Source organism: Pectobacterium polaris, assembly GCF_002307355.1.
Lineage (GTDB): Bacteria > Pseudomonadota > Gammaproteobacteria > Enterobacterales > Enterobacteriaceae > Pectobacterium > Pectobacterium polare.
Map to the genome: position 1 here is coordinate 570,306 of NZ_CP017481.1, position 15,094 is coordinate 585,399.

General features: G+C 54.3%; 8 protein-coding genes and 1 riboswitch. Of the genes, 2 read left to right on the forward strand and 6 right to left on the reverse strand.

Features of this window, described 5'->3' with window-relative positions:
- Positions 1-22: 22 nt before the first annotated feature.
- Together BJJ97_RS02535 and pgi are read right to left on the reverse strand one after the other, a co-directional pair.
- Positions 23-367, reverse strand: a complete 345-nt coding sequence (locus BJJ97_RS02535; RefSeq protein WP_039487234.1) for a DUF4156 domain-containing protein — start codon at positions 365-367, stop codon at positions 23-25.
- Between the two features lie 43 nt (positions 368-410).
- Positions 411-2,060 carry a glucose-6-phosphate isomerase gene (gene pgi, locus BJJ97_RS02540; protein WP_095992983.1) on the reverse strand — a complete coding sequence of 550 codons (1,650 nt, stop codon included), beginning with the start codon at positions 2,058-2,060 and terminating at the stop codon, positions 411-413.
- Between the two features lie 198 nt (positions 2,061-2,258).
- Positions 2,259-2,452, forward strand: a riboswitch (Lysine riboswitch).
- A gap of 116 nt (positions 2,453-2,568) precedes the next feature.
- Between pgi and lysC the strand changes: the two genes are divergently transcribed.
- On the forward strand, positions 2,569-3,945 hold the full coding sequence (lysC, locus tag BJJ97_RS02545) for a lysine-sensitive aspartokinase 3 (RefSeq protein ID WP_095701974.1): 1,377 nt from the start codon (positions 2,569-2,571) through the stop codon (positions 3,943-3,945).
- Between the two features lie 43 nt (positions 3,946-3,988).
- On the opposite strand, the gene BJJ97_RS02550 is transcribed toward lysC, so the two are convergent.
- Positions 3,989-5,635 (reverse strand): Na/Pi cotransporter family protein, encoded by a 1,647-nt coding sequence (locus BJJ97_RS02550; protein ID WP_039285368.1) that lies wholly within the window; start codon positions 5,633-5,635, stop codon positions 3,989-3,991.
- Between the two features lie 306 nt (positions 5,636-5,941).
- Here BJJ97_RS02550 and BJJ97_RS02555 point away from each other — a divergent pair, with 306 nt between their 5' ends.
- Positions 5,942-7,396 carry a DASS family sodium-coupled anion symporter gene (locus BJJ97_RS02555; RefSeq protein ID WP_095992984.1) on the forward strand — a complete coding sequence of 485 codons (1,455 nt, stop codon included), beginning with the start codon at positions 5,942-5,944 and terminating at the stop codon, positions 7,394-7,396.
- 72 nt (positions 7,397-7,468) lie between these two features.
- Here the strand turns inward: BJJ97_RS02555 and foxA are convergent, their stop codons facing one another.
- The 3 genes from foxA to metH form a co-directional block, all read right to left on the reverse strand.
- Positions 7,469-9,577 carry a ferrioxamine B receptor FoxA gene (gene foxA / locus BJJ97_RS02560; protein ID WP_095992985.1) on the reverse strand — a complete coding sequence of 703 codons (2,109 nt, stop codon included), beginning with the start codon at positions 9,575-9,577 and terminating at the stop codon, positions 7,469-7,471.
- A gap of 191 nt (positions 9,578-9,768) precedes the next feature.
- On the reverse strand, positions 9,769-10,725 hold the full coding sequence (locus tag BJJ97_RS02565) for a helix-turn-helix transcriptional regulator (RefSeq protein ID WP_095992986.1): 957 nt from the start codon (positions 10,723-10,725) through the stop codon (positions 9,769-9,771).
- Between the two features lie 504 nt (positions 10,726-11,229).
- Entirely contained in the window at positions 11,230-14,865 is a 3,636-nt protein-coding gene (gene metH / locus BJJ97_RS02570) for a methionine synthase (RefSeq protein WP_264372084.1), read from the reverse strand.
- Positions 14,866-15,094 lie beyond the last annotated feature (229 nt).

Here is a 15,094-nt window from a genome sequence, read left to right on the forward strand (position 1 = left end):
TCTCACCGGGTTTTTCTCTAGCTTAAGGACATTTGTAGACGCTGCCGTTCATCTTGCTATCTAGCGGTGCAAAGCTTGACCAGAAGGTTTCGCTCGAACTGGTTGTGCCATAGATGGTATTGCCTCCCATCGCCGCCGCTTTATTGCGCAGATCGTTTGCCGCACTGCGCATAGAACTGCCGTCGCTATGGTTTCCCGCCAGCCAGTTAGACTGGCTACCGCTGGCTTGCCCTAATAGCTGACACTCGCTTCCTGGTTTGGTATCCGTGAACGCCACGGCTTGCCCAGCAGCACTGAGTTGACTGGTGCTGCTGCACCCCGCCAACAAAACGGCGGCTGATAGCCCCAACAAAATACGAACCTGCATGTCTTACTCCTTGCGATTGAAAAACCAAAGGGCACAGGCCCGATTAGTTACGCCACGCCTTGAAGCGGTTGATCAGTCCGTTGGTAGAACTGTCATGGCTGTCGATCGTACTGTCATTTTCCAGCTCTGGCAGAATGCGGTTTGCCAGTTGTTTCCCTAACTCCACGCCCCACTGATCGAATGTGAAGATGTTCAGGATCGCGCCCTGAGTGAAGATCTTGTGCTCATACAGCGCAATCAGCGCTCCCAGGCTGTACGGGGTGATTTCGCGCAGCAGGATAGAGTTGGTCGGGCGATTGCCTTCGAATACTTTAAACGGCGCGACGTGTTCCACCTCTTTTGGACTTTTTCCTGCTGCCGCAAATTCGGCTTCTACCACCTCACGGCTCTTACCGAACGCCAGCGCTTCCGTCTGTGCAAAGAAGTTAGACAGCAGCTTGCTGTGGTGATCGCTCAATGGGTTATGGCTAACCGCCGGCGCAATGAAATCACACGGAACCAGCTTGGTACCCTGATGGATCAACTGGTAGAAAGCATGCTGGCCGTTCGTACCCGGTTCACCCCAAATAATCGGTCCAGTCTGGTAATCCACAGGATTGCCGTTGCGATCGGCCGATTTCCCGTTGGATTCCATATTTCCCTGTTGGAAATAGGCGGCAAAACGGTGCATGTATTGGTCATACGGCAGAATCGCTTCAGTTTCGGCACCGAAGAAATTGTTGTACCAAATGCCGATCAGCGCCAGCAGCACAGGCAAGTTTTTCTCCGCTGGCGTGGAAGCAAAGTGCTTGTCCATCGCGTGCGCGCCGCTGAGCAATTTTTCAAAGTTATCAAAGCCCAAAGAGAGAATGATCGACAGCCCAATCGCCGACCACAGAGAGTAGCGTCCGCCAACCCAGTCCCAGAATTCGAACATGTTGTCGGTATCGATACCAAATTCACCGACGGCTTTCGCGTTGGTAGACAACGCGGCAAAGTGCTTGGCAACATGCTTATCGTCCTGCGCCGTTTTCAGGAACCAGTCGCGAGCGCTGTGCGCGTTGGTCATGGTTTCCTGCGTGGTGAAGGTTTTCGACGCAACGAGGAACAGCGTGGTTTCTGGGTTCAGCGGCTTCAACGTTTCAGCGATGTGCGTGCCGTCAACGTTAGAGACAAAGTGCATGTTGAGGTGATTTTTATACGGCTTCAGCGCTTCCGTTACCATGAACGGGCCGAGATCGGAGCCGCCGATACCGATGTTAACCACGTCGGTAATTGTTTTGCCGGTATAGCCTTTCCACTCACCGCCAATCACGCGTTCGCTGAAATCCTTCATCTTCGCCAGCACCGCGTTGACTTCCGGCATCACATCTTTGCCATCCACCAAAATCGGTGTGTTGCTGCGGTTACGCAGGGCAACGTGCAGAACGGCGCGATCTTCCGTGCGGTTGATTTTCTCGCCAGCAAACATGGACTGAATCGCCGCAGACAGGTCGGTTTCTCGTGCCAGCGCGTGCAGTTTTTCCATCGTTTCTACCGTGATGCGGTTTTTGGAGTAATCCACCAGCATCTGATCGTCGAACGTCGCGGAAAAATGCGCGAAACGATCGCTATCTTGTGCAAACAGCTCGCTGATTTGCACGTCTTTCATCGCGTCAAAATGGTGTTGTAATGCCTGCCAGGCGGCAGTTTGGCTTGGATTAATATTTTTCATAATGCGACTTTCTCTCTAAGCATGAGTTCAAAGTGACTGAATCGATTGTATCCCTTAAAATCCGGATTGAGATCCCTTTTCTTGCTAAAAGCGATTTATGCCCTGTAGTTCACTGACAGATTGTTCACTGACAGATTGTTTATTGACAGAAACGGCATAACCCGTTATTTCTAACACCGTACTTGCACACTCGGTGTGCAAGCCAGAAGAGGCGCGTCGCCCAGGTAAGATATCGGAGGAACCGTAATCCGCTGATGATATCCGAGGGGGAGCGACGCCGAGATGCGGTGAAAATACGGCTTTCATCCTATCGACTACAGAGGCTGAATCCTCTGGGTTGTCACCGGATTTGTCCTAATGGACGTCCAGCAAGGTGGAGCGCTTCTGGGTGTATCGTAGTCATTTTCTACGCCTGCCCCCTACTTTTGCTCTCCCCCTGTGCCAAGGCTGATTAATGGAATGCTGTTTACTGAAAAACAGCCTACCCCCTGACACGAGGTTTTTTGACATGTCTGCAATTGAAGTATCCGCAAACGCGAACTCTACCGTTATTGCCAAATTTGGCGGCACCAGCGTGGCTGACTTTGACGCCATGAATCGCAGTGCTGATGTGGTGTTATCCAACCCGAATGTGCGCGTTGTGGTGCTGTCAGCATCAGCGGGTATTACGAATTTACTGGTCGCGCTCGCGGAAGGCCAAACGCCGGAAGCGCGCGCCGAGCATCTGGCAAAAATCCGCCAAATCCAATACGCCATCATCGACAAATTGACCGACCAAAGCGTTATTCGCGATGAGATTGATCGCATGCTGGACAGCATCACCACCCTGTCTGAAGCGACGGCGCTCGCGACGTCAAACGCCCTGACCGATGAACTGGTCAGCCACGGCGAACTGATGTCTACCCTGCTGTTTGTCGAGATTCTGCGCCAGCGTGATGTCGTTGCAGAATGGTTCGATGTGCGCAAAATCATGCGTACCGACGATCACTTTGGCCGTGCTCAGCCGGACTTCGAGGTTTTAGGTGAACTGACTCGCAGCCAGTTGCAGCCGCGTCTTGAGCAAGGTCTGGTGATCACTCAGGGCTTTATCGGCAGCGAAGCGAAAGGTCGCACGACCACGTTGGGTCGCGGCGGTAGCGATTATACGGCGGCGCTGCTGGGCGAAGCGCTCAACGTCAGCCGGATTGATATCTGGACCGATGTTCCCGGCATCTACACCACCGATCCACGCGTGGTGCCGACGGCAAAACGCATCGACCAAATCATGTTTGAAGAAGCCGCCGAGATGGCGACATTTGGCGCGAAAGTCCTGCACCCGGCCACGCTGCTGCCTGCGGTGCGTAGCGATATCCCTGTGTTCGTCGGCTCAAGCAAAGATCCAGCCGCTGGCGGTACGCTGGTGTGCAATAAAACCGAAAACCCGCCGCTGTTCCGCGCGCTGGCGCTGCGTCGTAAACAAACGCTGCTTAAGCTGTATAGCCTGAACATGCTGCACGCACGCGGTTTTCTGGCTGAAGTGTTCAGCATTCTGGCGCGTCACAACATCTCCGTTGACCTGATCACCACGTCAGAAGTCAACGTCGCACTGACGCTCGACACAACCGGCTCCACCTCAACAGGCGACAGCCTGCTCTCCAGCGCCTTGCTGACTGAGCTGTCATCGCTGTGTCGGGTTGAGGTTGAAGAGAATCTGTCGCTGGTCGCGCTGATCGGCAACAATCTGTCTCAGGCCTGTGGCGTCGGGAAAGAAGTATTTGGCGTACTGGAACCCTTCCGTATTCGCCTGATCTGCTACGGCGCCAGCAGCAACAACCTGTGCTTCCTGGTACCGGGTGATGACGCCGAGCGAGTGGTACAAACGCTGCACCGCAGCCTATTCGAGTAAGCAACGTCTATCTTGTGGGGGAAACCTCCCCCACAAGATTCTGTCATAACGTCAGCGGTGATTCTTCGCGCTCTTCGTCCCCATCCTGTTGCACAATCAAGACGTTATACGCTACCGCACAGAACAGTGAATTCAGTCGGTTCATGTCCCCAAGTAAGCTCAAATGAAGCGAACTGGTTTCCAGACTCTGTACGTTGTGCTGATGTAAGCGGTCGACATGCGCATGGGCATAACGGCGGTTCATAATGCGGAAACGGTGTTTGGCACGGCGCAGGCGTTTCGCGCTGGTGACATCCTCCGACAGGAAAACCGATAGCCCCAGACGCAAATTCGCCAGCAGCTGTTCATGCAGATGGTTCAACTCTTCCAGACCCTGCGCGGAAAACGCCATGCGTACACCAGAGGAATGATTGGCAATGTCATCTGCCATGCGTTCGATAATATCTCCCGCCTGCTCCAGATTCAGCGCCACTTCAATCACTTCTGCCCAGCGCCGGGAATCTCGCTCATCCAATCCGTCTTTCTGAATTTGCGCCAGATAGAGCTTAATCGCGGTGTAAAGGATATCGACATCATCATCGAGTCGGCGAATCTCCCGCCGTTGCATATGGTCGCCCTGCAAGACTTCACGGTACAAACGCAGCATTTGCTCCAGCACATCGCCAATGCGCAGCGTTTCTCGTGCGGCGTTGGTCAGTGCCAGCGCTGGCGTATCCAGAGAACTGGTGTCCAGATGGCGCGGTTTCATCTGGAGATCGACCTGCGGCGAGTCAGCAATCATCGCGCAGGACAGCCGTGCCACCACGCCGGTGAGCGGGATCAGCAGCAGACAGCGAATCAGGTTGTAGAACAAGTGGAAGTAGATGACCAGCTCTTCGGCACCCAGCGGAATACGCGTCAACCAGCGCGAAAGCGGTTCAACCAGCGGCAGCACGACCAAACAGCCTATCAGCTTGAACAACATGCTGCCGAGCGCCACGCGTCGGCCTGCCGCATTCTGCGTCGAGGTGCTCATCATCGTCAGTAATCCGCTGCCCAGATTGGCACCAATAACCAAGCACATCGCCACTTCCAGCGAAATTACACCGCTTGCCGTCAAGGTTGCCGTCAGTAGCACCGCTGCCAGACTGGAATAGGTGATTACCGCGAACAGCGCGCCCGCCAGTGCATCCAACATGACGTCGCCCGTCAACGAGGAAAACAGCACTTTCACGCCCGACGTTTGCGTGATCGGAGCCGCGGCCACGACAATCATTTCCAGCGCCAGCAAAATCAGCCCGAGCCCAATCGCCACGCGACCAACCTGACCCACCCGCGTCTGCTTACGGCTGAGGAAAAATATTACGCCCAGAAAAATCAGCAGCGGAGAAAGCCAGGACAGATCGAACGTCAGAATACGCACCATCAGTGCCGTCCCGACATCCGCCCCGAGAATAATCACCAGCGCAGGCGTTAATGCCACCAGCCCCTGTGAGACAAAAGAGGTCGTCAGTAACGCGGTCGCATTACTGCTCTGCACCAGCGCGGTTACGCCAATACCGGCCATAAAAGCCAACGGTTTTTTCTCAACGCTATCGCTGAGAACCCGCCGTAACTGGGTGCCATAAACCCGCATGATACCGGTACGGACAATGTGAGTGCCCCACACCAGTAACGCAATCGCAGAAAGGAGATTCAGCAGTGTTAACAAAAAGTCCTCGCCTCCAGCTAAACGTGTGTTGATGAAATAGAATGTGTTGATGACGTAATGAACGACCATCTTACCAGATGTTGGCAGGCCGTACTGCGAGGCAGTCCGCGCCAAAGCAAAATCGTGCAGCGGTCAATGACGTATAAAAATTACTTAACTGACAATATTTAAAAAACAGAATCCAAATCAATAAGCCCATAATTTTGCCTCACGCCTTTCCCGGTTAGCGCTATGCTCTTTTTATCCCTATAACTCTTATGGGTTATAACGCTGCACAATCTTGCAGCCCTCGAGTAAGGAAAATGGATGAAAACGAAAACCTCATATGGACTGAACTGGCTTCCGCTAATCATTATTCTCGCCATCGCCGCCTTTTTTTGGCACATGGAACCCCCAACTGGCTTAAGCCCCGCCGCCTGGCACTCCGCCGTCCTCTTCGTCGCCACGATCGTGAGCATTGTCGCGAATGTTCTCCCGATTGGGGCTATCGGTATTATCAGTATCACGCTCTTTGCGCTGACATACGCCGCGGGAGATACAACGGCCAGCGGTGCGATACAAACCGCACTCAGCGACCTGAACAGCTCGTTGATCTGGCTGATTGTTGTCGCCTTCATGATCGCGCGTGGCTTTATCAAAACAGGGCTGGGTCGCCGTATCGCCTTGCAGATGATCCGTATGTTGGGAAAACGCACGCTGGGTTTGGCTTACGGGCTGGCCTTTGCCGATCTGGTGCTTTCCCCCGCGATGCCGAGCAACACCGCCCGCTGCGGCGGGATTATTTATCCCATTGCCGATTCGCTGTCGCGCAGCTTCGACTCCAAACCGGAAGATGCCTCACGCAGTAAGATTGGCACCTTCCTGATTACCTGCATCGGTAACGTTAACGACGTGACGGCAGCCCTGTTTATGACCGCTTACACCGGCAACCTGCTTGCGGTGAAACTGGCGGCCAACGCGGGCGTGACCATCACTTGGGGAAGCTGGTTTCTGGCAGCGCTCGTACCCTGCTTGATCTCTCTGGCGGTTGTTCCCCTGCTCGTCTACTGGCTGACCAAGCCGGAAATTCGCCATACGCCGGATGCGCCAAAACTGGCCGTCGCCGAACTGGCAAAAATGGGCAACATGAGCCGCGGTGAATGGCTGATGGCATTCACTGTTGTCCTGCTGCTGGTGCTGTGGATTTTTGGCGATAAATTAGGCGTGGATGCCACGACCGCCTCGTTCGTCGGGCTGTCTTTCCTGCTGCTAACCGGCGTACTGAGCTGGGAAGACGTGAAGAGCGAGAAAGGGGCATGGGATACGCTGATCTGGTTCGCTGCCCTACTGATGATGGCGAATCAGTTGAAAAAACTCGGCTTCACCAACTGGTTTGGCGATCTCATCGGCAGCAACATCGGTCACTTGATGCAGGGAACCAGCTGGGTATTGGTATTGTTGCTGCTGAATGCGGCCTATTTCTACACCCACTATTTCTTTGCCAGCGGCAACGCGCAGATCGCGGCACTTTTTGCGGTGTTCCTCAGTGTCGGGATCAACCTGAACATTCCAGCAGTGCCGATGGCGTTCATGCTGGCGTTTACCAGCAGCCTGTACTGTTCACTGACGCAATATACCCACGCTCGCGGCCCCATCCTGTTCGGCGCAGGCTACGTGCCCACCGCCGTATGGTGGCGCACCGGTTTCGTCGTCAGTCTGGTGAATCAGGCGATCTTCATGAGCGCGGGTCTGCTGTGGTGGAAGGTGATTGGCCTGTATTAATAGTTAGCGAGTACATGATATGAAAAAGCCGGGTTTCCCCCGGCTTTCGTTTCATTGTCGCAACACGCGCGATCAGAACGAATAAGAGACGCTACCGACCACGCTACGCTCCGCACCGAAGTAGCAGAATTCCAGCGAGTTACAGGCTGCTACGTAGCGTTTGTCGGTCAGGTTATTGACGTTAAGCTGTGCACTCAGCCCTTTCAGACCGACCTTCGAGAGATCGTATCCCACCGCCATATCCACCAGCGTATAAGAAGGCAGCGTGTGGGTGTTGGCACGATCGGAGGTCACGCCGTTCACGTAACGCACGCCGGAGCCAATCGTCAGGCCGTCCAGCGGACCGCTTTTGACATCATAGCTAGCCCAGGCGCTAGCCTGATTGCGCGGTGCGTAAACCGCACGTCGGCCTTGTTCATTCACATCATCACTCTTCTTATAGCGGATATCCGTATAGGTATAGGCCGCCTGCAAACGAAGGTTTTCGGTGATATGACTCACAGCCTCCAGCTCCACGCCTTCCGATTCAATTTCACCGATGGAACGATACGGATCGCTGGGCTGATTCTTCGTCGCGACATTTTTCTGATTAATACGGAATACCGACAGGCTATATTGGTTTTGCGATCCTTCCGGCTGATACTTAACGCCCGCTTCCCACTGTTTGCCTTTCATCGGCTCAAGGATGTTGCCACTCGCATCAGCAAAACTGGTTGGCGTGAAGGCCGTGGAATAGCTCACATAAGGCGCAAAGCCATTATCAAACAGGTAGAGCAACGCGGCACGTGAGCTAAAATTATTCTCATCCAGCTCACCACGGTCACCGCTATTTTTATTGATAGTGGTGATTTTTACCTGATCGTGACGACCACCCAACGTTAAACGCCAACGCTCCCAGCTCATTTGATCCTGCACATAGATGCCTGTCTGTTGCAGCTTGTGCTTTTCCAGCGTACCGGACATGGCCGTTGGACCGGAACCGTAAACGGGATTAAACGCGTCGAGCGCCGGGAAGGAACCCGAAGGCCAATCCACATCATTATGACGTTGTTGATAATCAATCCCCACCAGCAGACGGTGGTTCACCGCACCGGTATCCACGCTGCCATCGAGCTGATTATCTAACGTTAGCGCAGACAGCGACTCGCGGGAACCAGAGTAATAGCGGGTCAACGTATCGGCGGTCGGCTGCGTCCAGCCATAGGCGTACACCTGATCCAAATGCACTTTGGTACGCAGATAACGCACTTTTTGGCGCACCGCCCAGCCGCTATCAAAACCATGCTCAACGTTGTATCCCACCATGTTTTGCTTACGGTCGTATTTCTCATAATTATCTTCCCCTTCATAGAAGGTGTTCGAGATTTTCCGCCCGTTGTGCGCGACTACCGTACCTTCATACGGCAACCCCGAGTGACTGCCGCCTTCAGGATCGCGTTGCAGGTACGCCATCAACTCCAGACGGGTCTTGTCGGAAATCCGCCACAGCAGGCTAGGTGCAATCGCATAGCGTTCTTCTTTCAGCGGCCCAAATTGGGTATCCGCCTCACGCACCATCCCGCCCAGACGGAACGCAAAACGCTCGTCATCATCCAGCGGACCGGTAACGTCAAACGCCGCACCGCGCTGTGCATTATTACCTGCAAACAGTTTGATCTGCCCGCTGCGATCGAACGACGGCTGACGGGAATTCAGCGCCACAATCCCACCCGGAGAAGAACGGCCATAGAGTACGGACGCCGGGCCTCTGACCACTTCAATGCTGTCGAGGAACCAGGGATCGATAACCAGCGAGCTATGGGAGTTGGTATCCCCCATCATCTTCAGCCCGTCGAGATAGACGTTATCGAGGCTGCCGTCGGAAAAGCCGCGCAGCACCATGTAATCAAAGCGGTTGGACGCGCCGATCTGGTTGTTGTACACGCCCGGCGTATAGCCGACCGCCTGACGAACGCTGGTCGCACCCTGTTCCTGAATCTGGTCGCGCGTAATGATAGAAACGGCCTGAGGAGTCTCGATATCGGGCGTTTCCAGCTTAGTCGCGCCGCGTTGCGTTTGAGACGTCACGACTAACGTATCGCCCTGAGAAGAAGAGGATGGCGTATCCTGCGCCAGTGCCGACACCGTGAATCCACTGGTGAAACAGCCAACCACCAGCGCCAGCCGCGTTTTTCTGAACATGGGAATCTCCACAGACCTTATTATTGTAAATAAGAATTATTACTGTTTTTAGTCTTGCGATAGCTATGCGCAGTGACAACTTGCGTATGCGTAATGACAAAACGGGAACTCAGCGAGAAAGCGTCAAGCGGACAGCCAAGTGGCAATATCTGGCATAAATAGGGCTCAGGAGAGTGATAAGAAAGGAAACGCTAGCTGACCATACGTGCATCGCTCGGTGCCATACCGTAACGCCGCCGGAAAGCCGTGGCAAAGTTGGTCGCGTGCTGGTAGCCCGACATCCAGGCCGCCTGCTGAACGCTATATCCCTGCAACAGATACCGCCGAGCCAGTTCCAGCCGACAGTCACGCAGATAGTCAAAGACCGAATGACCATACGCCTGACGAAACTTGGTACGCAGGCTACTGGTGCTCATCGCGGCCAGCTGCGCCAATTCATTGAGGGTGTACTCTTTTTCAGGCTGTTGCGCCAGAAGCCGTCGAACGTTCTCCAGTCGATTCTGTTCACCGGGCGGAGGCAAGACGCGCCGCTCTCCCCCACGTTGCCCGAATGACAGACCTTGCCCTAGCAGCTGTAGCATCACGCCTTCCAGCATCAGCTGGCGCGATAATCCCGGCACGGTGTTTTCCAGCGCGTGCTGCAACCCGGATAACAAATAGCCGGGAACCTGCCATAAAAATGTCGGATTACCGCTCTGCTCCCACTCGTTCAGCAGCGAGCCCAACAGCGGATCCAAAGCGAAAGTGGTGGGGAAAATCCCCAGCGATACGGTGCGAAGATGACAGTCCGCAAGGTGGCTGGCGTTCATGACTAACGGATCACCCAGCCGGGTGCTGAATGCCATACCAGACCGCACAACAAATTCCTTGCCGTTCAGACGCAGCGCGACGCAACCTTCCAGCACCACCAGCGTATAAAACGGACAGCAGTGCAACGACGTCGATTCGTAAGGCTGCAACACCTGCACGTTGGAATTCGTCAGGCAAATCCCAGAGGACAGCGTCATCTCTTCGACATCACCCTGCACCACGATACGCTTTTCTTTCGCGCGCTCACGGCAGGACGACAGCTGCGGGAAGTGGTAATCAATCCCGTAACGTTCACCGATGTCGAAGAAATCCTCAATGGAAAAGAGTCGTTTGAGCATGAGCGGGAAGATACCCTCATCCTGTTTAACGCCCAGAATCAGGCCTGCGGTTAGCGGAAATGACGTGACGCAGCGACGTATTCGCTACAGAGATCGTTATTCACCTTATCATTGCGTAGCGAACGCATCAATAAGACTGATAATTATTCTCATCGCAATCAATATTGCATGGCGATAGGCTAACTGGTTTTGCTTTTCAAGTGGCGTTAAAAATTATGCTGAGGCGAGCGAGGACGCCGTGTGAGCAGCATGGACGCTGCGAAAGCTAGTGCCGCGCCGGGAGCGCGTCACTAGCGGCACGATTAGCGTTCTCGAATGCCGAAGGAACCGCAAAGCGGCATAATTTCCGCCAAAAAGCCTGGGTTCTCAGGGCGGCGGCGACTGAGCGCCCTGAGCGGGCGTGGTGCGAGTGCCACAGAGAAATCATGTGGCTCATCACGCACGAAACGCCCCCCGGCAATGCATAATTCAGGCAGCAATATCGTAAGCTACTTACTCAACCTCTTAATCTGCATCATAGCCGAGGTTTGGCGCCAGCCAGCGCTCCACCTCACTCACATCCATCCCTTTACGCACCGCGTAATCCTCTACCTGATCGTGTTGGATTTGCGCGACGGCGAAGTATTTGCTGTCGGGGTGGCTGAAGTACCAGCCGGATACCGACGCGCCCGGCCACATAGCATAGGATTCGGTGAGCTTCATACCAGTGTGCTTTTCCACATCCAACAGCTGCCAGATTTGCACTTTCTCCGTGTGATCAGGGCAAGCCGGATAACCCGGCGCAGGACGGATGCCCTGATAGTTCTCGCGGATCAGCAGCTCATTACTGAGGTTCTCATTCGGCGCATAGCCCCAGTAGACCTTACGCACACGCTCATGCAGGTATTCCGCAAAGGCTTCCGCCAGACGGTCGGAGATCGCCTTCACCATGATCTTGTTGTAATCATCATGTAGAGCTTCCCACTGATCGGCCAGCGTATCTTCTTCCAACCCACCAGTCACCGCGAAGGCACCGAGATAATCCGGCTTGCCGCTGGATTTCGGTGCCACAAAATCAGACAGGCAGTAGTTCGGAAAATCGGTTTTTTCCGTCTGCTGGCGCAGATGGTGGCTAACGGACAGCACCGTTTCACGCCGCTCATCGGTATAAATCACGACGTCATCCCCAACGCGGTTCGCCGGGAATAAGCCAACCACGCCACGAGGGTTAAGTGCGCCGCGTTCGGACAAATCATCCAGCATCGCGTTGGCATCGGCAAACAGGCGCTTGGCCTCTTCACCCACCACCTCATCTTCCAGAATGCGAGGATATTTCCCGGCCAGCGACCAGGTCATAAAGAACGGCGTCCAGTCGATATAGTTGCGCAGCGTTTCAATACTGGCCGTCACTTCCTGAACACCCAGTCGATGCGCAACGGGTGGCGTGTAGTTTTCCCAATCCAGATCCGAAGCGTTAGCACGAGCCACCTCCAGCGTCACGGGTGGCGTTCTCGGCTTTTTACGCGCGTGCTGAATACGCACGGTTTCGTACTCTTTACGGGTACGTGCAACAAAGTCGTCATATTGCGCACTGGACAGCAGCGCAGACACCACGCCAACAGAGCGCGAGGCATTCTGCACGTAGACCGTCGGACCGCTATAGTTCTGCTCAATCTTCACGGCGGTATGCGCTTTAGACGTCGTCGCGCCACCAATCAGCAGCGGCAGCGTAAAGCCCTGACGCTCCATCTCTTTCGCCACGTTGACCATTTCATCCAGCGACGGCGTAATCAGCCCAGACAGCCCGATGATATCGACCTTCTCTTCACGCGCGGTCTTCAGGATTTTATCCGTCGGCACCATCACGCCCAGATCGATAATCTCGTAGTTGTTACATTGCAGCACCACGCCGACAATATTCTTGCCGATATCGTGGACGTCGCCTTTTACCGTTGCCAGAAGGATTTTCCCAGCGGACGAGCCTTTGTCTTTACTGGCATCAATATAAGGTTCGAGGTAGGCCACCGCCTGCTTCATCACACGGGCGGATTTCACCACCTGCGGCAAAAACATTTTCCCCGCGCCGAACAGATCGCCGACCACATTCATGCCGTCCATCAGCGGGCCTTCAATCACCTCGATCGGCCGCGTCGCCTGCTGGCGCGCTTCTTCGGTATCCAGCTCGATAAATTCGGTAATGCCTTTAACCAGCGAATATTCCAGACGCTTCCGCACGTCCCAGCCGCGCCACTCCGCCTGCGTTTTACTGCCTTCATCTTCCGTTTTGCTGCCGCGATATTTTTCTGCCAGATCGAGCATACGCTCGGTGGCATCGCTGCGACGGTTAAGGATCACATCTTCAACGGCATCGCGTAGTTCAACAGGGAGATCGTCATAGATCGCCAACTGGCTGGCGTTCACGATCCCCATGTCCATACCATTGCGGATCGCGTAATACAGGAAGACGGCGTGGATCGCTTCACGCACCAGATCGTTGCCGCGGAATGAGAAGGAAACGTTGGATACGCCGCCGGAGATCATCGCATGCGGTAGCTGCGCCTTGATATCCGCACAGGCTTCGATGAAATCCACCGCGTAGTTGTTGTGCTCATCGATCCCCGTTGCCACAGCAAAAATGTTCGGATCGAAAATGATATCTTCCGGTGGGAAACCGACTTCTTCCGTCAGGATGCGGTACGCCCGGCGACAAATTTCAATTTTACGTGCGCGGGTATCCGCCTGACCGACTTCATCAAACGCCATCACCACCACAGCCGCGCCGTAGCGCCGTACCAGTTTGGCGTGATGCACAAAGGCCTCAACGCCTTCTTTCATGGAAATCGAGTTAACAATTCCCTTGCCCTGAATACATTGAAGCCCCTTCTCAACCACCTCCCACCGAGAGGAATCGATCATGATCGGCACACGAGCAATATCCGGTTCACCAGCAATCAGATTCAGGAAACGGACCATCGCCGCTTCCGCATCCAGCATGCCTTCATCCATATTGATGTCGATGATCTGCGCACCGCTTTCCACCTGCTGACGGGCAACATCCAGCGCTTCGTTATATTTTTCTTCTTTGATCAAACGCTTAAAACGTGCGGAACCAGTAACATTCGTCCGCTCCCCAACGTTAACAAACAGCGTGTTGGCATCGATATTCAGCGGTTCCAGACCAGACAGGCGGCAGGCCACCGGAATCTCTGGCAGCTTGCGCGGCGGCACACCTTCCACCACTTTTGCCATCGCGGCAATGTGCGCAGGAGTCGATCCACAGCAGCCACCGACAATATTCAGAAAACCGGATCGCGCCCATTCTCCAATATGTTTCGCCATATCAGCCGGATCCAGATCGTATTCTCCAAAGGCGTTGGGCAGCCCTGCGTTCGGGTGCGCACTCACATAGCATTCTGAAATACGTGACAGTTCAGCGACATACTGACGCAGTTCATCCGGCCCCAGCGCACAGTTCAGGCCGAAAGATAGCGGGCGGGAATGACGTAAGGAGTTGTAAAACGCTTCTGTTGTTTGGCCGGATAGCGTACGCCCTGACGCATCCGTGATCGTGCCGGAAATCATCACCGGCAGTGTGATCCCTAATGCCTCAAACTCGCTTTCTACCGCGAAGCTCGCTGCTTTGGCGTTCAACGTATCGAAGATGGTTTCGATCATGATCAGATCGACGCCGCCTGCGATCAATGCGCGTGTCGATTCGCGATACGCTTCCACCAGTTGATCAAAACTAACGTTACGAAACGCTGGATCGTTAACATCGGGAGAGATCGACGCGGTACGGTTCGTCGGGCCGAGCACACCGGCAACATAACGCGGCTTATCCGGCGTTAAGGCCGTCCATTTGTCCGCACTGGCACGCGCCAACTGTGCAGCAACGGTATTAATTTCCGCCGACAACGCCTGCATATCATAGTCCGCCATTGCAATGGTGGTGGCGTTGAAGGTGTTGGTTTCGAGAATGTCGGCACCGGCTTCCAGATAGGCGTCGTGGATTTCACTAATCACCTGAGGCTTGGTCAGCACCAGCAGATCGTTATTCCCTTTCACATCGCTCGGCCAGTCAGCAAAGCGCTCGCCGCGATAATCTGCTTCCTCCAGGCGATAACCCTGGATCATGGTTCCCATACCACCATCCAGCACCATAATGCGTTGCGCCAACTGACGCCGCAATTCGTCTACCCGATTACTCACGCGAACCCCATTCCCGGCCAATAAATACGATATATATTGCGTCTATCCTAGCATAAGTTATGAACACGCTAACGCGGTGTAGCATGAGACTTTTTCAGGTCATTTGCCGATAAAAAGCGCAGAGAAAGAAGAGTTGCATTCTGCGGTAAAAAAACGAAAATCAATTCCATTACCATAAAAA